This window comes from Thermosipho melanesiensis BI429 (assembly GCF_000016905.1).
Taxonomy (GTDB): Bacteria; Thermotogota; Thermotogae; order Thermotogales; family Fervidobacteriaceae; genus Thermosipho; species Thermosipho melanesiensis.
In genome coordinates, this window is record NC_009616.1 from 137,472 (window position 1) to 160,396 (window position 22,925).

Annotated in this window: 18 protein-coding genes and 1 CRISPR repeat array; of the genes, 6 read left to right on the forward strand and 12 right to left on the reverse strand. The window is 30.5% G+C overall.

Features of this window, described 5'->3' with window-relative positions; genetic code table 11:
• Position 1 precedes the first annotated feature (1 nt).
• Positions 2-274, reverse strand: coding sequence for a metal-sensing transcriptional repressor (locus TMEL_RS00715; RefSeq protein WP_012056369.1), 273 nt, complete (start codon positions 272-274; stop codon positions 2-4).
• Between the two features lie 240 nt (positions 275-514).
• Positions 515-1,081: a CRISPR direct-repeat array (repeat unit 30 nt; unit sequence GTTTCTACCTTACCTTGGAGGAATTGAAAC).
• A 190-nt stretch (positions 1,082-1,271) separates the two neighbouring features.
• Here TMEL_RS00715 and TMEL_RS00720 point away from each other — a divergent pair.
• Complete coding sequence (locus tag TMEL_RS00720; RefSeq protein WP_012056370.1) at positions 1,272-1,799, forward strand: C40 family peptidase; 528 nt, start codon at positions 1,272-1,274, stop codon at positions 1,797-1,799.
• Between the two features lie 233 nt (positions 1,800-2,032).
• On the opposite strand, the gene TMEL_RS00725 is transcribed toward TMEL_RS00720, so the two are convergent.
• Genes TMEL_RS00725 through TMEL_RS00735 form a run of 3 tightly spaced genes read right to left on the reverse strand, consistent with a single transcriptional unit; the run spans position 2,033 to position 6,028 of the window.
• Entirely contained in the window at positions 2,033-3,874 is a 1,842-nt protein-coding gene (locus tag TMEL_RS00725; protein WP_012056371.1) for an ABC transporter ATP-binding protein, read from the reverse strand.
• Complete coding sequence (locus TMEL_RS00730) at positions 3,871-5,595, reverse strand: ABC transporter ATP-binding protein (RefSeq protein ID WP_012056372.1); 1,725 nt, start codon at positions 5,593-5,595, stop codon at positions 3,871-3,873. The genes TMEL_RS00725 and TMEL_RS00730 overlap by 4 nt, the downstream gene beginning before the upstream one ends.
• Positions 5,579-6,028, reverse strand: coding sequence for a MarR family winged helix-turn-helix transcriptional regulator (locus tag TMEL_RS00735; protein WP_012056373.1), 450 nt, complete (start codon positions 6,026-6,028; stop codon positions 5,579-5,581). Before TMEL_RS00735 ends, TMEL_RS00730 begins: the two co-directional genes overlap by 17 nt.
• A gap of 105 nt (positions 6,029-6,133) precedes the next feature.
• Between TMEL_RS00735 and TMEL_RS00740 the strand changes: the two genes are divergently transcribed.
• The 3 genes from TMEL_RS00740 to TMEL_RS00750 are packed head-to-tail and all read left to right on the forward strand — an operon-like array spanning position 6,134 to position 11,058.
• On the forward strand, positions 6,134-10,057 hold the full coding sequence (locus TMEL_RS00740; protein ID WP_012056374.1) for an MG2 domain-containing protein: 3,924 nt from the start codon (positions 6,134-6,136) through the stop codon (positions 10,055-10,057).
• On the forward strand, positions 10,008-10,478 hold the full coding sequence (locus TMEL_RS00745; RefSeq protein WP_238375218.1) for a hypothetical protein: 471 nt from the start codon (positions 10,008-10,010) through the stop codon (positions 10,476-10,478). The genes TMEL_RS00740 and TMEL_RS00745 overlap by 50 nt, the downstream gene beginning before the upstream one ends.
• Complete coding sequence (locus tag TMEL_RS00750) at positions 10,396-11,058, forward strand: DUF1175 family protein (protein ID WP_231109746.1); 663 nt, start codon at positions 10,396-10,398, stop codon at positions 11,056-11,058. The genes TMEL_RS00745 and TMEL_RS00750 overlap by 83 nt, the downstream gene beginning before the upstream one ends.
• Positions 11,059-11,099: 41 nt before the next feature.
• Here the strand turns inward: TMEL_RS00750 and TMEL_RS00755 are convergent, their stop codons facing one another.
• Complete coding sequence (locus TMEL_RS00755) at positions 11,100-12,314, reverse strand: iron-containing alcohol dehydrogenase (protein ID WP_012056377.1); 1,215 nt, start codon at positions 12,312-12,314, stop codon at positions 11,100-11,102.
• A 144-nt stretch (positions 12,315-12,458) separates the two neighbouring features.
• Here TMEL_RS00755 and TMEL_RS00760 point away from each other — a divergent pair, with 144 nt between their 5' ends.
• The gene (locus TMEL_RS00760; protein WP_012056378.1) at positions 12,459-12,977 is read left to right on the forward strand and encodes a hypothetical protein; all 519 of its coding nucleotides are present in this window, start codon (positions 12,459-12,461) and stop codon (positions 12,975-12,977) included.
• 18 nt (positions 12,978-12,995) lie between these two features.
• Here the strand turns inward: TMEL_RS00760 and TMEL_RS00765 are convergent, their stop codons facing one another.
• From TMEL_RS00765 to TMEL_RS00795, 7 genes are all read right to left on the reverse strand, one after another.
• Positions 12,996-14,330, reverse strand: coding sequence for an FAD-dependent oxidoreductase (locus tag TMEL_RS00765; RefSeq protein WP_012056379.1), 1,335 nt, complete (start codon positions 14,328-14,330; stop codon positions 12,996-12,998).
• Between the two features lie 142 nt (positions 14,331-14,472).
• Positions 14,473-16,002: a CPBP family intramembrane glutamic endopeptidase gene (locus TMEL_RS00770; RefSeq protein ID WP_012056380.1), complete on the reverse strand. Its 1,530-nt coding sequence runs from the start codon at positions 16,000-16,002 to the stop codon at positions 14,473-14,475.
• A 48-nt stretch (positions 16,003-16,050) separates the two neighbouring features.
• On the reverse strand, positions 16,051-16,446 hold the full coding sequence (locus tag TMEL_RS00775) for a hypothetical protein (protein WP_012056381.1): 396 nt from the start codon (positions 16,444-16,446) through the stop codon (positions 16,051-16,053).
• A gap of 257 nt (positions 16,447-16,703) precedes the next feature.
• Complete coding sequence (locus TMEL_RS00780; RefSeq protein ID WP_012056382.1) at positions 16,704-18,317, reverse strand: methyl-accepting chemotaxis protein; 1,614 nt, start codon at positions 18,315-18,317, stop codon at positions 16,704-16,706.
• Positions 18,318-18,467: 150 nt separating this feature from the next.
• Complete coding sequence (locus TMEL_RS00785) at positions 18,468-18,764, reverse strand: hypothetical protein (protein WP_012056383.1); 297 nt, start codon at positions 18,762-18,764, stop codon at positions 18,468-18,470.
• Position 18,765: 1 nt separating this feature from the next.
• On the reverse strand, positions 18,766-20,475 hold the full coding sequence (locus tag TMEL_RS00790) for a M3 family oligoendopeptidase (RefSeq protein ID WP_012056384.1): 1,710 nt from the start codon (positions 20,473-20,475) through the stop codon (positions 18,766-18,768).
• A complete protein-coding gene (locus TMEL_RS00795; protein WP_012056385.1) occupies positions 20,459-21,847 on the reverse strand; it encodes an MATE family efflux transporter in 1,389 nt (462 codons plus the stop codon). Before TMEL_RS00795 ends, TMEL_RS00790 begins: the two co-directional genes overlap by 17 nt.
• 118 nt (positions 21,848-21,965) lie before the next feature.
• On the opposite strand from TMEL_RS00795, the gene TMEL_RS00800 reads away from it, so the two are divergent.
• Entirely contained in the window at positions 21,966-22,925 is a 960-nt protein-coding gene (locus TMEL_RS00800; protein WP_012056386.1) for a potassium channel beta subunit family protein, read from the forward strand.

A 22,925-nucleotide genomic window follows, 5' to 3' on the forward strand; every position in this document is an offset into this window, starting at 1 on the left:
TCTAAACAATTTTGTTTAAATACTTTATAACCTCCTCAAGTTCTTTTATTTTTACATCTACTTCTTCCGGATTGTTTGAAGACACAGCGCTTTTCACACAAGTTTCTAAATGTGAGTTCAATACCTCAACATTAGCTTTTTTAAGGAGAGATATGGTGGCAAGAATTTGTTTTGAAATGTCTATACAATATCTTCCTTCTTCTATCATTTTCATAACTGCCTCAAGCTGCCCTCTGGCATTCTTTAGTGTTTTTAACGCATTTTTATGTTTCATGTCCAAACCTCCCAAAATTCTTTTACACAAATGAATTATATCATATAGTTAAATGTACTTTAACAAACCATTTTTACATATTTTCTGTCGATCTTAGATAGCACAAAAACCCCTAGGGATCGACAGAAATTTTTGTTAATTTTTATTACAACATACTCAATTTATTTACACTTTACAGATTTATATTATTAAAAGTTGCAAAAAAATATTTTTTGTAATATAATATTTATGAAAACTATGGTTTCTACCTTACCTTGGAGGAATTGAAACTATATCTTATTGAGGCTAAGTGGACGTGCATTTTATGTTTCTACCTTACCTTGGAGGAATTGAAACATGTTGGATTTCTTCTTTTATCAAGTGTGATAGAAATAAGTTTCTACCTTACCTTGGAGGAATTGAAACTAACAAAAAATGTTGTATTGGATTGACGTCGTACTAAGTTTCTACCTTACCTTGGAGGAATTGAAACAGACATTAACGCAAATACTGCTCTTGCCGCTCTTGCTTCGTTTCTACCTTACCTTGGAGGAATTGAAACTTAAGTAAGTTTTTGGATGGCAAGAGAAGTTTAAATGTTTCTACCTTACCTTGGAGGAATTGAAACTGTGGATGAAAGAATTAGAATTCCCACACCATACACGGTTTCTACCTTACCTTGGAGGAATTGAAACTGTACGATGACTCTGGTCGGATTCTACACTCGTTTGAGTTTCTACCTTACCTTGGAGGAATTGAAACAAATATTGGTGGTGTTCTTCCTCAAGAATTTTTGGAGTTTCTACCTTACCTTGGAGGAATTGAAACACATTATTGTCATCCTCTGTAACTAGTTACAACACGCCGTTTTTTCTTACCTTTGAGAAATTGAAACATCTCTCCTTGAGGGAAATTCGTTGAGGCCCTTTGAACTTTTTACCCTACCTTGAAAGTTGAAACTTATATATCCATGTTAAAATTCCAATAGTAGATATACTTACATTAAGGAGGCATAAAAATGGACTTTTGGAAAATTGTCCTTTTCTCTGTTCTCATATTAATGCTTTCTCCTTTTCAAGTGGAGGTTTCTTCTCATGAAAAGCAAGCATGGTTGAAAAAGGTTAAGGAATACGATGGTGTTCCCTACAAATGGGGAGGAAATTCAAAAGAGGGTATAGATTGCTCAGGACTTGTAATAGAACTTTATCATGCAATTGGAATATTTCTTTTTAAATACGAGAATACTTTGTTACTAGATGTAAGTGCTGATGTGTTGTTCAAATACAATACACGTCCAATAGAATTTTCTGAGTTAGAACCTGGAGATTTGATTTTTTATGATACCGAAAACGATGGAATAATAGATCACGTAGCTATTTTTGCAAAAAAGGAAAATGGCATAATTTGGGTTTGGGATGCAACCGACAAAATTGGTAATACGGTAATAAACAAAGTGAGCCTGAGACCAGCGTTTGAATTACCTCACAGGTACCCAAAGTTTGGAAGACCTCTCAAAATCACAAATTTGCTCAGTGAATTTTTCTAAAAAAATAACAATTTTCGGCATTTTTTTAACTATCATAGTTATTAATCAATAACTAAAATTTACAACAAATTTTAATTACTAATAAAACATAGACAAAATGGTTTGAAATCTTACTAATTTTATAAGTTATATCATACAAGTTATTAATCCAAAAAATATTGAATTGTTTTTTATACCTTACCTTGAAAATAAAAAATAAACCCCTCCATTTTTCAATGGAAGGGTTTCATAAATTATACGTAAGCACCTAAAAATTGACTTTTATAAAGTTCTGCATAAAAACCATTTTTTTCCATTAATTGTTTGTGTGTGCCTTTCTCTATTATTTGTCCCTCATTCATTACCAAGATCATATCAGCATCTCTAATTGTAGAAAGCCTATGAGCAATCACAAAATTCGTCCTACTGTGCATCAACCTTTTCATTGCACTTTGTATGTATTTTTCAGTTAACGTATCCACATTACTTGTTGCTTCATCTAATATCAATATATCAGGATCTGCTACAAAAGCTCTAGCAATAGTTATAAGTTGTTTTTCACCCTGAGATATATTAGATGCCTCTTCATTTATCATTGCATCATAACCACCAGGGAGTGCCATAATAAAGTGATGGGCGTGTGCTAGTTTGGCAGCTCTTATTATTTCTTCTTCTGTGGCATTTTCTTTTCCATATGCTATATTCTCCCTTATAGTACCATTAAACAGCCAAGTATCCTGCAAAACCATTCCGAAAAACTTCCTTAAATTATTCCTCTTCAATTTTCTAATATCAACACCATCTATTGTTATACTACCACCTTGAATTTCATAAAATCTCATCAAAAGATTAACTAACGTAGTTTTTCCCGCACCAGTTGGTCCAACTATTGCAATTGTTTGTCCACTTCTTACCTCAATATTCAAATCTTCTATCAACTTTTTATCTTCTCTATAACTAAAATACACATTTTCAAATTTTATATTCCCCTCAACTTTTTCCAACTCAACAGCATCCTGAGGATCAGGCTTTTCCTCTTCTTCATCTAGAATTTCAAAAACTCTTTCAGCAGCTGCAAGCGTTGATTGAATCATATTCATGATATTTGCAACTTGAGAAATTGGTTGATTAAACTGTTGAGAATATTGAATAAACGCTTGAACATCACCAAGCTGAATTGCACGTTTTGTAACCATAATTCCGCCCATAATGGACACAATTACATATCCTAAATTACCCACAAATCTCATTATTGGCATAGTAATTCCAGAAATAAATTGAGCCTTCCAAGATGCTCCAAATAATTCCTCATTATATTTTTCAAACTTTTCTATACTATCTTCTTCTCTATTGTACCCCTTTACAACTATTAATCCGCTAAACATTTCCTCAACATGCCCGTTAACACTTCCAAGAGAATTTTGCTGATTCTTAAAGTATTTTTGTGACTTTTTCACTATAAATACTATTAATGAAATACTAATTGGTAGAGTTACCAAAGTTACAAGTGTTAACAACGGACTAATTGTAAGCATCATAATAATAACTCCAACAATAGTCACAAGTGAAGTTATAAGCTGTGTTAAACTTTGGTTCAATGTATTACTAATTAAGTCAACATCGTTTGTTACACGACTTAAAATTTCTCCATGTGTTCTTGAATCGTAAAACTTTAAAGGTAATTTCGAAAGTTTTTCCATAATTTCAGTTCTAAGTTTCTTCACTACTTTTTGAGAAATACCTGCCATTATATATTGCTGTATATACATAAAAAGAGCAAAAATCCCATACAAAATCCCCACTTTTATCAAAATTTGCAAAATTCCATCTAAATCAATTCTTGCATTTGAAAAGAGCCTTTTTGCCAAGAACCCTTGAAACAATTTCGTAGTTGCCTTTCCCAATACCTTTGGAGCAATTATACTAAAAACTGTACCCGTAATTGCCATTGCAAAAACTATTATTAATGGAACCGTATATGGCTTTAAATAACCCAGAAGTCTTTTCAACGCTTTTCTAAAATTTTTTGGTCTTTCTACTGCTCCCCTAATTGGTCCTCCAGGCCCTCCCCTATGTACTGGTCTTTTTTCACTCATGCTATCTCCTCCTCTGAAAGCTGAGAAGAAACTATTTCTTTATAAACTGTGCATGTATTCATCAATTCTTTATGAGTTCCTATACCAACCACCTTACCATTCTCCAAAACTATTATTTTATCGGCATTCATAACTGTTGCCACTCTTAATGATACTATTATCTTTGTTGCATCGAAAAGTTTTTCTCTCAATGCTCTCCTTAATTTTGCATCAGTTCTAAAATCCAATGCAGAAAAACTATCATCAAATATATAAACATCTTTTTTTCCTACAATAGCTCTTGCAATTGCAAGCCTTTGTTTTTGTCCTCCTGATAAATTCGTTCCACCTTGAGAAACCTTTGTTTTAATTCCATCAGGTAATTTTGATACAAACTCCCAGGCTTGGGCTATTTTCAATGCTTCAATTATTTCCTCTTCTGTTGCATCTTTCTTACCTATTCTCACATTATCCTCTATTGTTCCAGAAAAAATAACTGGACGTGAAGGAGTTAATGAAATTCTTTCTCTCAATGTTTTTTGTGAAAATTCTTTAACATCCAATCCATTTATATAAATTTTTCCACTTGTTGCATCATAAAATCTCATCAAAAGCTTTACCAACGTACTTTTTCCCGAACCTGAGCTTCCAATTATACCAACAACTTCTCCCTTTTTTATATCAAAACTTGCATTTGAAATCGCAGGTTCTTTACCACCTTCGTAATAAAAAACAACATCTTTAAATTCAATTTCTTCTATGTTAGATAATTTTTTTGGAATTTCTATTTCTTTGATCTTAGTTTCCTCATCTAAAACTTGACTTATTCTCTCAGCAGATGCAGTTGCTCTTGGAAGAAAAATAAAAATCACAGAGATCATAATAAAAGAAAACATAATCTGCATAATATATTGCATTACGGCCATTAAATTCCCCACTTCTAATGCTCCTTTATCAACTTGTATAGCACCAATCCATATTAAAAATACAATGGTTATATTCATAACAAGCAAAATAATTGGAAAAACAAGTGCAAACACTCTATTAACCTTTAAAGCTGTTCTTGTCAAATCTTCATTTGCATCTTCAAACCTTTGCTTTTCGTATTCTGTCTTTGCAAATGCCCTTATAACCCTAACTCCCGTTAAATTTTCCCGCAATACTCTATTTAATTTATCCAGCTTTTTTTGCATAGATTTAAAAAGTGGAATTGTATATTTTACTATGAAAAACATAGCAACAAACATAATTGGTAAAGAAACAAGCAATATCATAGACAACTTAGGACTCTTTGAAATTGCCATTATGGTTCCACCTATTGCAGTTACAGGAGCAAGTGCAACTATTCTAAGCATCATAAACATAACATTTTGAATTTGAGTTACATCGTTCGTATTTCTATTAATCAATGTTGAAACACCGTATTTATCAACCTCATTCAAAGAAAAATTCATAACCTTTTTAAACAACATACTTCTCAAATCTTTACCAAATCCCATTGCAATTCTTGCAGCAAAAAATGTTGAAATAACAGCTGCAGCGATATTTAGTAGAGTAATACCAAGCATTTTCCAACCGACACTCCAAATATACTCAACATTTCCTCTTGCAACACCTTTATCTACAATATCAGCCATTAAATCAGGTAAATACAAATTCAAAATTGCCTGGATTGTAACAAAAAATAAAGTTAAAAATATTAAAAAGCTATACTTTTTAAGATACTTAAAAAGTTTTCTCATCTTTCATCGCCTCCAAGTTATTTACAATCTTTTTTAATAAATTTTCTAATTCTTTCATCTCTAAATCTGAAAGTCCAGAAAAACACATTTTTTCAAATTCTTTTACCTTTTTTATTAACTTATCGTGTATACCTTTTGCTTTATCTGTAAGATATACATGAAAATATCTTCTATCATTTTCATCTATTTCTTTTTTAACAAATCCCGCTTTTTCTAATCTTTTTAACATAATAGCAACTGTTGAGGTATTCACCATCATATGTTCTGCTATCTCTTTTTGCGTAATGCCAGGAAATTTGTTTATTATAAAAAACATGGGAATCTGACCTGGATGTAGTTTGTATTTCTCCATTTCACTCCTTAAAATTTGAAACTTTAACTTTTCAATCTCAGAAAAAAGTAAAAATGCAAGAGAAAAATCATTTGAATTCAAATTATCATCTCCATATACTTTGATGTAAAACTATTATACGTCAAATTATTTTTATGTCAAGTTAGTAGTATAATTATAATAACAAAAATGTTTGGAGGGATAATTATGAAAAAAATACTAGCTATTTTGCTTATTTTTGTATCCGCAATATCTTTTCCATACATTTGGTTTTATTCTACCAATGTTTTAATTTATCCCAATAGAACGGTAAACTTTGAAACTGACGAAAACTTTTTCGTTAAAGTATTTCGTTTTGATGTTTCAAAGGAAGCAGTAAAAGGTATTTTCTCAAATGGTGGAACTCAATCAGAGTTTTCTATAAAAAACATCAAGAAAAATTTTTATTCACTAGAGCTTCCAGATGTTCCTGGTATATATTATGTAATTGTAAATGGAAAAGAAAGCATAGCAAGACAAATACTTTTTGTGACAGACCTTAAAGCTTTTATTGCTTCGACTAGCAATCAATTCTATTTCTCAGTATATGATCTAAGAAATAAAAAATTTTTGGAAAAACTTTATTACTTTGACAATTACACCACAAAAACCATAAATGGTCCCATATTCTCATTAAATATTGAAAAATACAAAGATAAAGTTTTCTTCTTAAAAAACAATATAGTTATACTTTCAAACTACGGAGGATGGTCAAATTATCCTGAAAGGAAAACTGTAGTATTTACTGATAAACCTATATACAAACCTGGAGATACTATACACGTAAGAATCAACGCATTAAAAAAAGACAATACCAAATATATTCCATATCAAACAAAACTACATGTATCTTTAAAAGACCCTTTTAATAATATTGTTTATAAAGATACATTTGAAACTGACACATTTGGAGGAATAGTTTTTGATTACAAAACAACAGAAGAAATAATAACGGGAAATTATACTTTAATCATCTCTGAAAACGATGAAATTCTTTCCAGGTATTATTTATTAGTTCAAGACTACACAAAACCAACATATACACTATCTCTTACCGCTAATGCAACACAGCTTATTGTAAGCGATACCTTACAGGTAAAATTAAATGCAGGATATTTAAATGGTGATCCAGTAAAAAACGCTGAAGTTTTATTTTATGCATTTAAAGGTTCCCATCTGATAAACAAAACCAAAGCAATGACAAACGAAAATGGCAAAGCCACCTATAACATCGTTACAAAAGAGGCTGGATATTACAGAATTCAGGCGTTAATTGTAGATGATTCTGGAATACAAAATGAAAAAAATATTTACGCAATGGTAAAAGCAGACAACGTTGATATTAAAGGTGCTATTGATAATGAAACATTAAAACTCAGAATCACAAATATTTCTGGAGACCCATTAAATGGCATTGGGGTTGTAAACATAAATGAAAAAGAAATTTATTTTGAAGTAAAAAATGGATACGCAGAAATTGCCATACCCAAAAATACTTGGTGGATAGAGGTAAAGTTTGGGAAAGAAGCCAAAGTAATATATAAAAGTTTTTCAGTTAGTAATTCCGGAATTATAGTTGCAAATAAAAACAGTGTGAAACCTGGCGAAAAAATTAAAGTGGCAATTGATCCAAAAGATGATATAGGAGTGTTGGTTACCGGGGAAGAAAAAATAAGAAAATTTAATATTATCACTAAAAAATCCGAAATAGAATTAACAATTCCAATTGATGAAATTTCATCAACATATTTCATTGAGTTTTTTGGGTTAAAATATAACGACAGAGTAAAAATAAATGTAAACCATGATAGAGTGAAAACCTTGAAAATTAAACTAGATAAAACTCAATACAAACCCGGAGAAATTGCAAATATAAAGTTTGAAAATTCTAAATCTTTAAAAATCGTAAGCGTTGTAGATGAAGGAATATATTTATTATCCAACGCAAAATCAGTTGTAAATCAACTCTATCCTGAAATTAATTATCCTTCATATGAATTATACACTTCGAAAACATATGTTTATTTTAATAGGCTATCTGAGTTTGAGAAATCAAAAAAAAGTCATATATTTGCTTCTACAAAAGAATCTGAAGAAAGACGAATAAGGGAATATTTCCCAGAGACAGCATATTGGAATCCATCATTGATGAAAAATGAAATTTCTTTAAAAACTCCAGATAGTATTACCAAATGGAGAGTAACAGCTTATGAAATTTCTAAGAATTATATAGCAGAAGGCATCAAAACTTTTGTTGTAACAAAACCTTTTGAAGTAAAGATTTTCGCCCCGGAATTTTTGGTTGAGGGAGATAAGGTTATAGGTGAAATATATGTAAAGAACTATACTGGAAAAATAGGAAAGGTTGATGTGAAATTAAATGTAAATAATGGGATGGTTGATTTTAATAGTGGAAGATATAAGATAGAAAAAGAATTGAAAATTCCGTTTACATTAAAAGACTTTAAAGAAGGTGATTTAAAAATTACAGCCGAAGCATCAATGTTAAGTGAATATGATGGAATAAAATTAACAATTCCTGTGAAACCAATTTATATTTCAAAAGATACAAGCAAAGTTGTAAAGATCGCTGGAAAAAAGGTTTTTGATAAGGATGCAAAGATAAGAGTAATAAATAACTTAAAAGATTTTTTAGAGCCTTCAATCAAAGCACTTATACATTACCCGTATGGTTGTGTTGAGCAGACAATGAGTTCTTTTTACCCTGTACTTGTTGCAAAATCTTTTATTGAATACCCAAACTTAGATGACATTATTTTAAAAGGTCTTCAAAGACTTTTAAAATTCCAGCATACAGATGGAGGTTGGGGTTGGTGGACTTTCGATGATAGTGATTTATTTATGACTTCATATGTTTTAGAGGGTCTTTACTATACTAAAAAACTTGGATTTTTTGTTCCAGAGAAAGTTATATTGGATGGATTAGAATACCTTAAAAATCAACCAATCGATGGATATGCGGCTTTTATCTTGAATCTTTATGGTGAAAAAAATATAGATTTTAAAGCAAGAAACGTAGTTGATTATGTATATACTGATCCAGATAAAATATATGAAATAGCAACTATAGGTAAAGATATTACATATATCAAAAGCAACCCATCAAACCATTTCTACACATCAATACATCTTACTAGCATTGCTGTTAGGACACTTACAAGGTATAACAAGTATCTTGATTTAAGAGATAAAATGATAAATTATCTTTTAAATAGCAAAAAAGGGCCTTTCTGGTATTCAACTAAAGATACAGCTTTTGCAATTCTTGCAATTATTGAAAGTCAGAAATTAAATGATTATAAGAGTAACATAATTTTTGAAGCAAAAGATAACAAAATTTGCGTATCTGGAAATGGTTTTGTTGATGTTGAATCAACTAAAAAGATATATGCTCAAAATCAATTTAATGACATAAATCTTAAAAATAGATTATACAAAAAATATGACTTGTTATATGACGGAAAATATTTGGATGTTTTCTTACCAGTTAATACGCAATTTATTCCAATAAATATGTCTAAGATATCTACTCCTACTTTTAGTTCAGAAATTCCGGAAGAAATAGCAAGAATAATAATTGATGGAACACCAGTATTATTTGTTAATAACAAACTTTTAATTGAAGGGCCATTTAAATTTGTTGGAAATAATTATTATTTTGAGAAAGGATATTATGAAATTAATTTTACTAAAAATTATGATTATGAAATTCACAAAGGTGATGTTTTGAAAACTTCCATTTTTATAGACGGAACAGGTGAATATTTGGTAGTTGAAGAATACCTTCCAGCATGTGCCCAGGTTTTAAAAAATTATGTTGAAAGAACACCTGATTATGAAGGAAAATTTTCATACAGGTGGTATTCAAATGAAGATATATGGTATAGCTATAAAGATGTGAAAAAAGATAAAATTGTGTATTTTATAAGATATTTACATCCAGGAAAACTAGAATATTATTGGAGGGTAACAAGTGAAGGAATTTTTCATAAAAAACCAACGTACGTATACAACATGTACTATGAAGATACTTTTGCTATTGGTTCACTTTATCCCTTTAATATCAAATAGTATTAAAATTCCAAACCAAGTTATATGCAACTTTGAAATTCCATATGAAGTACGGAATGATTTGTACAAATTTCTAGATGAAGCGAGTTTAACACTACCAACCACACCAGTATCTGTATACGAAACTACTAATCTATATGAATTTAATAAAACTACTGGTATGCCATACAGCGTTGGTGGAATATACAAGGATTTTATTATTATCTTGCAACCAAGAGATGTTTTAATCAAAAAAGGAGTATTTTACAAGGTATTAACACATGAATTATTACATTGGGTATTATACGGCCTGAAAGAAGAATATCAGGAAGGATTGATATATTGGTGGTTGAAAGATTATGAAAAAGATGAGGTTGATAAGTTTCTTGATGTTTTTGATGGTGATTTACACAAATTTATTATTTCCAATTGGAAAGAGTGACTTAAAATCTTTAGAAAATTTAAAATTAGATGTTGAGGATTCTATGAACTTTAGACTTTGGTTTGTTGCGATTGCATTAGATAATGTTGATAACGAACATCCTACTTTTAAAACAAAAGATTGTTCAGGCTTTGTCTTTTATTGCATAAAAGAAGCTCTTAAAAAACATGATAAGGATTGGTTTGAAAAAACAGGTTACAAAGGACCGGTATTTGAAGATGTAAAAAAATACAACTATCCCAATACTCCGTTAGGTGTGAATATATTTTTTAATAGAAAAAAATATGTAAGTTATGTGGATGCATATAACCTTTTACACTATAATACTTACTTTATATCATATGAAAAAAGATATGCTAAACCAGGAGATTTGATATTCTATTTCCATCCTGAAGATCCTGAATTTCCCTATCATGTAATGATATACACAGGAAATGGTTTTGTATACCATACAGGTCCTGAAGGTGAAGTTAGATATGTATCTTATGAAAATATGATGCTTGGCGATATGGCATGGAAACCTATTGAATTGAATCCTGCCTTTTTAGGATATTATGGATTAAAAATTCACTCCAATTAATAAAAAAAGTGGAGCCAAAAGGCTCCACAAAAATATTAAAGTTATCTAGAAATATAAGTCAAAGAATCTCTATATATTGAAGAAATTGCCTTTTCGTCTGCTTTAATTGGGGCCATGCTTAGTAGCAAACCAAGAGATGGTGTCTCAAGTGCAAGTTTGGTCAATTTAGGTATATCCTTTTCTACAAATCCCAAATTTTCAAGCTTTTCTGTTACTCCCAAGCTAAAAAGCCATTTTTCAATACCTACTGCAATTTTTTCTGCTTCACCAGGAATACCCTTTAAACCAGGAACAATTGGATTATATATATCTGCTAAAACCTCTGGTTTTGCAACGTAAATTTGTTTTACAACAGCAGGTAAAAGAATTGCAAGACCTAATCCATGTGCAAGATCTGGTTTTACAGCACTCAAAGGATGTTCAAGAGCATGTGTAAAATGGAGCAAACCATTATCAAATGAAATCCCAGCTATAGCTGAAGCATAAAGCAAATAATATCTAGCTGTTAGGTCATCTGGATGTGCAACTGCTTGTGGAAGATATCTTGAAATAAGCCTAATTGTTTCTTTAGCTAAAAGAATAGAATATGGACTTGCAGCAAGAGTTGTAGCAGCTTCTGTAACATGGTTTATTGCATCAATTGCTGTAAATATAGTTTGATTTTTTGGAAGTGTCTTCATCAATTGAGGATCATCTATTGCAAATGTTGGATATATACAATCATATGCTATTGCTGGTTTATATTCCTTTTCTAAAATTGAAGCTACTGCAAATCTATCAACTTCTGTTCCAGTACCGTGTGTGGTATTTATTGCGATAATAGGTTTTGCCTTTGTAGGGACAAATTTTCCTTCATACAATTCTTCTGCCGTTTTATCTGTATATTCTAATAAAACTGCAACACTCTTTGCAGCGTCTATAGGACTTCCCCCACCTATTCCTATCACTGCTTTTGCACCATTTTCTAACGCAAGTTTTGTAGCTTCATTTATCTGTGTTGTAGTTGGATTTGGGGAAACATCTTCATAAATTACATATTTTATTCCCCTTTTCTCAAGCTCTGGCTTTATAACATCCCATGCACCTGTTACTTTGTATGCCACCTTATCTGTGACAAAAATCACATTATCAATACCTTGATTTTTTAATGTGTCAAATATATCTCCCACTTTATTTATTGCACCTACACCAAAGTAACAAGTGGTTTTACATCTTAATTCAAATACGTTGTAAATATCTACTTTACTTTCCCACATAATTTCACCTCCTGTGAATATTTTCACAATTATTATAACATTCTTCTAAAAAACAATTGTTAAAACCAGATAAACTTTTCGTTATTTTTTTCACGGTTTATATTTTCAAAAACTTTTCCGATAAATGTAACGGGTGGTGGTAGTATGAAAATTCAAAGCTTTAACTTTGATTTTTCATATCAACGAACATTTATTAAAGTCAAAAAGAGTGCAAACGTACTTATATATGAAAAGAAAGAAAAGATAAAAGAAAAAGATCTAATAAAGTTAATTATATCAAAAGAACTTCTTGAAAAACTTACAGGAAAGAAATTTAAATTAGCTCTTCCAAAAATAAGGTATAAAATTATGGTAAAGATTGGTAAACCTGAAATCGAGGTTTACCATGAAAAATTCCAATTGAGCTTTTCAAAAACTACTATAGAAGGAAAAATTACCACTGAAGATGGAAAACAAATTTCTTTTTCATACTTTGTCGACAATTTAAATTTACTTTACTCAAAGAAAGATGGATTAGAAAGAATTGATTTTTCACTGCAAAACACAAACATTAAAGAAAATTTATCTATAATCTTTAACAATACGGAAGGTTCTATTATTTCAGAAAATAAAATTTTAGGTTATGTCACCCCTTCAGAACAAAATATTGATAAAAAAGTATGACCCATCCATTCGAATGGGTCATATTCTATTTAAATATTCCAAACCTACCATATTCAAAAAGTTCCATGGTTTGTTAAAGTGTGGTTGGAAGAAGAAATCTACAAATGCTAATTCTTCTATAGTCATTTCATTTTGAATTACAACGGACATTGTATTGATAGATTGTGTTAAATCTGCTTTAGAAAGTATTTGTGCTCCTAAAATTTTTTTAGAATCTTTTCCAAATACTACTTTAAACATTACTTTTTCAAACTTTGGCATAAATTCCGGTCTGTGGTTTTCTGTTATAACTACTGAATCTACTTCTAACTCATTACATTTTGCCATTGATTCAGTTAATCCAGTCGCCGCTATATTTAAATCGTAAATCTTTATTCCAGAAGTACCCTGTGTACCAAGGTGTCTTAATCTTCTTTCGTTAAGGTTATATGCCGCTATTGTACCCATTCTAATTGCATTTGTTGCAAGTGGAATATACTTATATTTCTTTAAAGGATTGTAAAATACAGCACTGCAATCTCCTGCTGCAAATACATCATCTCTGCTTGTTTGCATATATTCGTCAACAATAATTGCACCATTTTCAAGCATATCTAATTTTCTTTTAAATAAATCAGTATTTGGCTTAAATCCAACAGAGAGAATAACCAAATCCGCGTTATATTCCCCTTTATCGGTTATCACCTTTTCAACACTTTTTCCCCCAATAAATCTCGTAACTTTTTCATTCAAAGCCAAATTAATACCATTTTTTAATAATTTATCTTCTGCTATCTTTGTAAATTCTTCATCTAAATATTTACTTAAAATTCTACTTTCAATATCTATCAAAGTAACATTTTTTCCTTTTTCTTTCATTGCTTCAGCAAGTTCAACACCTATAAACCCTGCTCCTATAACAACCACATTTTTTGCATTTTCAGACCTTTTAATAATTTCCTGTGCATGATAATAATTCTTAGAAAGGAGTATGTTATTCAATTCTATTCCCTCTATATTAGGAATAATTGGCCATGAGCCTGTTGTAATTATCAATTTATCAAAACTATCTTCAAAAATTTCTCCACTCTTTAAATCCTCTACCAACAATGTTTTCTCATCAAAATCAACTTTTTTTACATTATGTCTCATTTTTGTATTTATCCCCAAACTTTTAAGGTGTTCGGGTGAAGAATAAAACAGTTTACTTGGATCTTTTACCACCCCACCAACGTGTAAAGCAATTCCACAAGATAGGAATGATATGGTATCATTTCTCTCATAAATGGTAATTTCAGCATCCTTGTATAATTTCGAAGCATTTATAGCCGCAGCAGTACCTGCATGTGTACACCCAATTATTACAACTTTCATATCTTTCTCCTCCTTGTGATTTTTTTAACTATCCAATCTTATTATACTACTAATTTTGGACAAAGTCAATTATTAGATAATAAAAAAATTATTTTTACCTAATTTATACATAAAAAAATAAAATAATGCGGATTTCTCCGCATTATTGACTAATAACTTCTTTTTCAGAACCAAATCTTAGAAATTCAATAATGTTAAATAAAATATAAATATAGCACGAAAGAGAAACAATAACTCTAACATCTTTCAAACCTACTTTCTCTGTAAAATACATCAGAATATAAATGAGAACCAAATATATCATATTAAAGATATAGAGACTCTCCTTTAATAAAGACGAACTCGATAAAAGAGTTATTAATAGCAATACCAAAAGAGGAATTTTGTAATATAGTCCAAAGGATAAAATAAGGATGGTTGAAAACAAAATAAGTAAAATACCTAATTTTTTATCTTTAAAAGTGTTGAAATATATAAAAATAAGGATGGGTATAATTATACTAAAAGAAAAACTAAATAACAAAAATAAAAATTCACATAGTATTATCAAATAGAATAAAGGTTTTTCTGTATTATACTTTTTCAAAAACAAATAACATAAAAATATTCCAGAAAACAATAGATTTTCAGTCTTAAATAACACTTCCCATCTTCCACTGTAAATACCAAAAAATACAATATTGGCCAAAAAAAACCAAAATAACATATTTTTTTCTTTTTCACTATCTAGTAATTCAAGAAATAACATCAACAAAATTGGAATAAAAATAACAAAAGAATAATCAATTAACAACGCAATCACTTGGAAAGCCACTAACAGATAAAACCCTATTTTTTTGTATTTTTTTACAAGTAAAACCACTAAAAATAATAGAATAATAAACAATTGTCCATAAGTAACATAGTAGTTTCCTTTTAAATTCTGTAACGAAACATTTCTAGATAATAATAAAATTGAGTATAAAAACAAAAGCAATGGTATATAACCCGGAGTAAATTCTTTAAATTTTATACTTGATATCTTATAGTTTTTAAAGAATATATATGTAATTACAACCAAACCTATTCCGTCCGAAAGTAAATTTGTTACGTTGTTATCAACAAAAAAATTATTTAAAAAATGAATTGTTGTTACAAGCCAAATATTTTTCGAATGCTCGTAAATTAATGCATAAAAAATCCCCGAAACGAAAATTTGAAATAATCCTCCATAATAGAAACTACGAATATGAAAATACGTAAAAATCCCCGCACTCAAGAATGTTGCAAACAAAAAACCCTTTCTTGATTTTATATAATTATACAAAAACCATCTAATTAATAATTCCTCTCTAAACGCTAATACATATGTAACGAAAATACTTACAAAAAAACTGGCATTTGGTAAAACCTTTCTTTGAACCACAACAAACACAACAAAAAAAGTCATTAATAAAGAAGAAAAGACAAAATCTTTTAAATTAAACACATCTAACCTTAGCCTTTTTTCCTTAAAGTCTTCAAAAAAAAGGCGAGTAGTTACTGAAATAAATATTACACAAAAAAAGAGCACAATCACCCCATCAAAAAAGGTTCCATAATTAACTTCTGCATAAGACTCCAAAACAGGAACAAAATAAGTAAAGAGAAAAAAACCTAAAATAGTATAAATTATTCCTTTAAAATACTGCAAAAAAATCCCCCCAAAATAGCCTTCCACAAAATGTGGAAGGCATATATTTTAAAATTCAAATTTTTCTTTCACACTATCGGTTAAATTTACATAAATTGTAGGTTGACCAACATATGAGCGATAAATATTTTTCTGATAAATTAATCTTAATTGTTCCAACTTTTTCCTTGCTTTTATTTTAGCTAAAGAAACAGCTTTAGCAGGTGTTTCAGCACAAGCTTTAACATAATAAACTAACTCTTTTATATCCTCAACCATTTTCTCAACTCCATCCACTATTTCTTCAGAATGAACAATTACCTCAATACAAAGTTCTATAATTGCTATAGCTGTAACTGGTCCAATTTCTAGTCTATCATCACCTTTTGAAATATCCACCTTTTCATTTGCCATTAAACTCAAACTCAAAATAACCACAACTAAAACTATTAAAAATTTTTTCATATTTTACACCCACCTGGTTTATTGATTTTTGTCAAGTCGACCTGACAGTAATTTTATAACATAAAAAGAAAAAAAGTCAACAACATGTAATAATAAAAGTAATCAAAATTTAATATAAAAGTACTAATAATATAAATAACACACACTAATGATAGTTGTAATATCTATGAAATCAATAATTAATTTTACAATAACAATAAAGAAAAAATAAAAAATCCCGATCATGTGATCGGGATAAAACACAAATTTCTTACATTTTACATTTTGAAAAATTCAATTTTCTCATGTAATTTTGCAGCTAGGCCTGAAACCTCCTGAGAAACAACAGATAACTCCTCAAGTGAAGCATTTGCCTCCTGTAACGAACCGTTGAAATTCTCTATTTTTTTAGTTAAATTTTCAATCAATATTGCTATTCGATTCATTCCAGCTGACATTTCCTGTGCACCAGCTGCTTGTTCTTGCGCACTTGCAGCTACACTTTGTATATGCTCCTGTATATTTTTTATTTCTTCATCCAACTCATCAAATGATCTTACCGTCTTATCCGTATATTCCGAGACTTTTGTTATCATTTCAAAGCTTTCGTTTGCTATTTTTACTGAAGATGATATATTTTTGCCAATTGATGTTAAAATTTTACCTATACTTTCAGTAGCATTTCTACTTTCTTCTGCTAGTTTTCTAATCTCATCTGCAACTACTGCAAATCCTTTTCCTGCTTCTCCGGCCCTTGCAGCTTCAATTGCCGCGTTAAGAGCCAACAAATTAGTTTGGTCAGCTATTGAAGTTATTGTTTCAAGAATCTGTTCTATATTCTTCGAATATTCGGATAATTCTTTCATAACCTCGCTCATTTTACTTACTGAATATTTTGTATTTTCTATATTTTCCAACACTTCACTCAAGTTTTTTGTATTTAAACTCAAATGTTCAGTAATTTTTTCACTACTTTCAAGCATTGCCTGAGCAGTATTTGCGTTTCCCTGTGATGCACTTGAAAGTTCTTCAAGTGAAGCATTCATCTCTTCAACAACTGCGCTATTACTCATTGCTTCTTTAGAAATTTCATCCAAGACTTCAGCTATGGAATTTACTGATGCAGATAGTTCTTCACCCGATGCAAACATCTCTTCAGAAGTTACAGATAACTTTGAAGATGATTCATTAATAACCAATAAAGTTTCTTTCAAAATTTCTCTTAATCTTTCCACAGACTTTGCCATATTTCCTATTTCATCATTTGACTTAATTTTTTCAATTTCTATATTCAAAACACCATTACTCAAATTTTCAACTAACATATTTACTTTCTTTATAGGTCTTACCAATATCCTTGCTACAACAAACGATATGCTTAAAGTCAAAACAACAACCAAAATAGAAGCTACCAAAAAACTAACCTTCAAGTTTTTTATGTTTTTTATCTGTATTTCTGAAAGTATATTTAACAAATCTTCGGTCAGGGTACGTCCTTTTTTTATCAAGTTTTCTAGCTTAGTAAAATTACTACTTGTGCTACTTTTTTCTAAAAAAACACTTATTTTTTCCATATTACTAACCAAGTTATTCACATTTTCTTGACCAACCGAAGATATTTTTATACTTTCTGTATATGCTACAACTTTATCCCTCAACTCTTCTAAATCACTACCTACTTTTTTTAATCTAGCATAGTCTTTATAATCCACTAAAATTTCAGATTCCCTAAATAACAATCCCAAATTCGAAAGATAAACATTAAACTGTTTAGTAAAGCCAACTAAATCACTTATTTTATTAATCTGTACTAATAAAAATAAACTAACTATCAACGTTAAAAACATTACTATGCTAAATCCAATTAAAACCTTTGAAAAAACACTTTTCACTTGAACACCTCCTGTTTTATTAAAATTTTAACTATAACGAAAATATCACCTCTTATATTAAAAATCAACAAAGCAATGTTACTTTAAAGTAAAATATTCAAAAAAATAAACCTGGCCTTAAAAAGGCCAGGTTTTATCTCAAAACATTTTTTACTTTTTCAGCTTTTTTAGTCTTTCTGGATTCATGTAATTTAAACAACAACCACTTCCAAACATTTTTACTTCTTTATCTTTCTCCATTTCAACTATTTTACCGTATATTCCACATTTGTTATCTTCTGTTAAATACTCACACCGTTCTTTTTCATCATCCCACTTTCCATAGTAACATGGAGTAACTTTACAACAATATCCACACTGGACACATTCAGGACAACTCACATTATTCCTTATGCTATTAACAAAATCATCCAAACTTTCAAAATCATCTATATCATCGAAAAACAAACTACTCTCCCTCCAATAATCTTAACCGTTCTTCTACAAAATTTACAATCTCTTCGATATGTTCCTCGGAAAAATCTAATTTTATCCCCGCAACTTCATATACTTTATCTATCGGCACTTTATATCCAACCTTTAAAAAGTTGTGATAGTTTTCTATTGTCTTTTCTGGATTTTCAATGTAGTTTTTATAAATAGATAACGCTCCAAGTTGTGCAATTCCATATTCAATATAATAAAATGGCACTTCAAAAATATGTAACTGGAATAACCATCTATATTGTTTCTCAAGTTCAAGTCCAGACCAATCAACACCCTGGTTAAATTTATCCATAAGTTTCCCAAAGTACTGTGCGCGTTCTTCTGGTGTATGGTCATTCGTATATATCCATTGTTGGAAAGCATCAACAGTCATGCACCAAGGTAAAAATAGTACTGCATGTTCTAATTCTTCAATCATCGCTTTTTTGTATTCTTCCTCATCTTTGTAATATTCACTCCAGTAATGCATAGTTAAAAGCTCCATACTCATAGAAGCTAACTCTGCTATTTCCATTCTATTTGGTCTGTAATAGGTTATTGGGATGTTTACAGTTTCAAAAGTATGCATTGCATGACCTGATTCATGTAACAACGTTCTCACATCTCCACTTTGACCAGTAGCATTCATGAAAATAAACGGTGCACCCGTTTCTGGCAATGGATAATTATACCCACCAGGCGCCTTCCCTTTTCTGTTTTCAAGATCAAGCAATCCTGAATTTTTCATCATCTCCAATCTTTCTCCAAAAAGAGGTTTTACCTTTCCTAAAATCTTTATTGCTTTATCTACAAACTCATCAACTGTTTGGTAAGGATTTAATACTTTCCCATCGACGTCAACCGCTGTATCCCACGGCTTTAAAACCTCTAATCCTAACTTCTTTGCCCTCTTTTCCATCCTTTTTTTGAAAAATGGCATTACTTTCTTTTCAACTGCTTCATGGAACTTGTATACATCATCAACCGTATATTCAAATCTTCCTTTCAATTTATGCATGTAATCTCTATAATTATCAAATCCAGCATTTCTGGCCTGTTTTATTCTTATCTCTTTCAACTCATCGAACAATTTATCAAGCTCTTCACGTTTTTCCAACAATCCATGAAATCTCTTTCTCCAAGCTTCCTCCCTAATTTCTCTATCAGGTGATTTCAGATACGGTAATAACTGTTGTAGGGTTTTCTTTTCACCCCTAAACTCAACTTCAATAGAGCCAAATATAGCTCCATACTTGTTTGAAAGTTTCCTTTCTTCAACCTGTAGAGGAATATTTTCCTCTCTAAATAATTCAATATTATTAGAAATTATATTCAACATATGAACATATTCTTTAGAAATCTTTACATCGCTATCGTAAATCTTTTTCTCAAGCTTTATGTAATACGGTTTTAACTCTGAAACTACATTTTGAAAGTATTCGTTGAATTTTTCAGCATATTCCTTTTTATCGGCAAACCTAGTCATATTAATATATCTCCAACCCATTTCTTCTGCAACAATATCCGAAAGTTCTGTTAATTTTTCAACTAATTCAACTACATCTTCTTCTTTAGTAATCTGTTTTTCTAATAAAGAATTTAAAACTTCTATAATTTTTTCAGCATCTGTTGAAGATAAATCTTTAAAATACTTTCTTTCTCTCTTTTCTATTTTCTTATTGGTAAATATCATCTAAAGCCCCCCTTTCTTCACTTTTTATAATCGCTTTTTGCCATTTGGAAAATTTCACAAACAAATACGCCAGAATCATAGCACCTACATTACTAATTATCATCGCAAAAAACAATCCTGTAAATCCAAATCTCGCTGAAAAAATTGCAATTAAAGGTACCCTAATTCCCCACAATCTAGTTATATCTATTATCATTGCCAGTTCAGTTCTTCCCGCACCAACAAGTGTGTTTATAAACACCGACATTGAAGTAAAAAATGGCAAAGAAAATGAAACATACTTAAAAAAGATATATCCAACTTTAATAACCTCTGGGTCGTTAATAAAAAATTGTGTAAGTCGCCCTCCAAAAAAGAAGGTAAGAGCACTCAACGTAAATACAATGGTAAAATTTGCAAAAAACGCTACTTTAACCGTCTGTTCTGCACGTTTTATATCATTTGCTCCCAGAAATTGACCTACCATTGTTGTAACTGAATTTCCAATTCCAAAGGAAATCATTGTAATGAAATTAATTATTCTATTTCCAACCCCATAGGCACTCACCACTGTAGGACCAAAACTTGAAACAAATTTCATAATCACAACAAATCCCAACGATGTAACACTCATACTAAGAGAACTTGGCATACCTATCCTAAACACTCTTTTTATTAGTTCAAAATCAGGTTTTAAATCATTCAAATCTATTTTAAACCCTCTTTTTCCTTTAAACAAGTGTTCAATTGAAATTATCGCTGCTACAATCCTTGCAATTGTCGTTGCCCAAGCAGCACCTACCACACCCATCTTTGGTATAAATCCAACTCCAAAGATTAATATTGGATCTAGAATAATATTAACCACAGTAGAAATAAACATTAGGTTCATGGTAAACTTTGAATCTCCCCAACCCCTTAAAATAGAGGCCGCGGAGTTAAAAATAAATCCAAAGGGAAGTCCTATCATAACTATGTTAAAATAACTAACCGCAAATTTTACTACTTCTCTACTTTCATTACCTGCTATTAGCGTAATAACAGGTCTAGAAATCAAGATTGCTACAATCGATAAAACAACACCAAGAATTGTTGAAATTGTTATCGTTTGTCCTGCAGATTTTTTTGCTTTTTCCTTTAAAGAAGCGCCTGTATACTGTGCAACAAGTGTAACACCAGCCTGTGCAAAACCTATGGAAAGTGAAATAAAAACAAAAATAAGTGGCCATACTATTGTAGGCGCTGAAAACTCAACTTTCCCAAGTTTTCCAAGAAAATACGCATCAACCGCATTGTAAAAGGTTTGCATTAAATTTGAAACGATTAACGGCCACCCCAACAAAAAGAGTGATTTAAATATCCCCTGTTTGTACAAATCTACCCTATGCTTCAAAAACATCCCCCCAAAAATCATTAGTCATGCTAATTATAACATACTGTATACCAAAACACAAAATATTTCGCAAAACGAATGTTTTTGTGATACAATTAGTTGTTAGGAGGTGATACTTATGAATTATAGAAAAGTAGGAAAATGGGGATTAAAAATTAGTGAACTTTCCCTTGGTTCCTGGCTTACGTTTGGAAATCAATTAGACATATCTGCTGCAAAAGAAATTGTAAGGGAAGCATTTAAACAAGGAATTAACTTTTTTGACACTGCAGAAGCATATGCCAATGGAATGGCTGAATCAATGCTAGGAGAAGTCTTTAAAGAATTTAGAAGAAGTGATATAGTTGTTTCCACAAAAATCTTTTGGGGTGGAAATGGTCCCAACGATAGAGGACTTTCCAGAAAACACATTATTGAAGGAACTTTTGCCTCATTAAAAAGACTGCAGCTCGATTATGTAGACATAGTTTACTGTCACAGACCTGATCCCGAAACTCCAATAGAAGAAACGGTTCTTGCAATGGATTATCTAATACGAAATGGTTATGCACTATATTGGGGTACTTCAGAATGGAGCGCTCAGCAACTTGAAAATGCCCACAAAGCATGTAAAGAACTAAATTGTGTACCTCCAATTGTGGAACAACCACAATATAATATGCTTGTAAGAAATAGAGTGGAGAAAGAATACCAACCAATATATGAAAAATATGGAATGGGATTAACAATATGGAGCCCTCTTGCCTCTGGAATACTAACCGGAAAATACAATAATGGCATCCCCGAAGACTCAAGATTAGCTAGATTTCCAAACCTTAAAAAGCATCTTGAAGAAAATGGGATTTTAACGGAAAAGACCTTTGAAAAATTGCAAAAACTACAAAAAATTGCCGATGAATTAGACGCCAAACTTTCACAACTTGCAATTGCATGGTGTCTATTAAACCCCAATGTAAGCAGTGTAATCCTTGGTGTTTCCAAAATGGAACAACTACACGAAAATCTAAATGCTTTAAAAGTAAAAGAAAAGATAACAGATGATATGGAAAAAGAAATAAGAAAAATATTGGAGGGATAA

What these genes read in the sequence shown, in the direction of transcription:
- TMEL_RS00715 (WP_012056369.1), bottom strand. Translation starts at nt 274, where the DNA reads ATGAAACATAAAAATGCGTTAAAAACACTAAAGAATGCCAGAGGGCAG.
- TMEL_RS00720 (WP_012056370.1), top strand. Translation starts at nt 1,272, where the DNA reads ATGGACTTTTGGAAAATTGTCCTTTTCTCTGTTCTCATATTAATGCTT.
- TMEL_RS00725 (WP_012056371.1), bottom strand. Translation starts at nt 3,874, where the DNA reads ATGAGTGAAAAAAGACCAGTACATAGGGGAGGGCCTGGAGGACCAATT.
- TMEL_RS00730 (WP_012056372.1), bottom strand. Translation starts at nt 5,595, where the DNA reads ATGAGAAAACTTTTTAAGTATCTTAAAAAGTATAGCTTTTTAATATTT.
- TMEL_RS00740 (WP_012056374.1), top strand. Translation starts at nt 6,134, where the DNA reads ATGAAAAAAATACTAGCTATTTTGCTTATTTTTGTATCCGCAATATCT.
- TMEL_RS00745 (WP_238375218.1), top strand. Translation starts at nt 10,008, where the DNA reads ATGAAGATACTTTTGCTATTGGTTCACTTTATCCCTTTAATATCAAAT.
- TMEL_RS00750 (WP_231109746.1), top strand. Translation starts at nt 10,396, where the DNA reads ATGAAAAAGATGAGGTTGATAAGTTTCTTGATGTTTTTGATGGTGATT.
- TMEL_RS00755 (WP_012056377.1), bottom strand. Translation starts at nt 12,314, where the DNA reads ATGTGGGAAAGTAAAGTAGATATTTACAACGTATTTGAATTAAGATGT.
- TMEL_RS00760 (WP_012056378.1), top strand. Translation starts at nt 12,459, where the DNA reads ATGAAAATTCAAAGCTTTAACTTTGATTTTTCATATCAACGAACATTT.
- TMEL_RS00765 (WP_012056379.1), bottom strand. Translation starts at nt 14,330, where the DNA reads ATGAAAGTTGTAATAATTGGGTGTACACATGCAGGTACTGCTGCGGCT.
- TMEL_RS00775 (WP_012056381.1), bottom strand. Translation starts at nt 16,446, where the DNA reads ATGAAAAAATTTTTAATAGTTTTAGTTGTGGTTATTTTGAGTTTGAGT.
- TMEL_RS00790 (WP_012056384.1), bottom strand. Translation starts at nt 20,475, where the DNA reads ATGATATTTACCAATAAGAAAATAGAAAAGAGAGAAAGAAAGTATTTT.
- TMEL_RS00800 (WP_012056386.1), top strand. Translation starts at nt 21,966, where the DNA reads ATGAATTATAGAAAAGTAGGAAAATGGGGATTAAAAATTAGTGAACTT.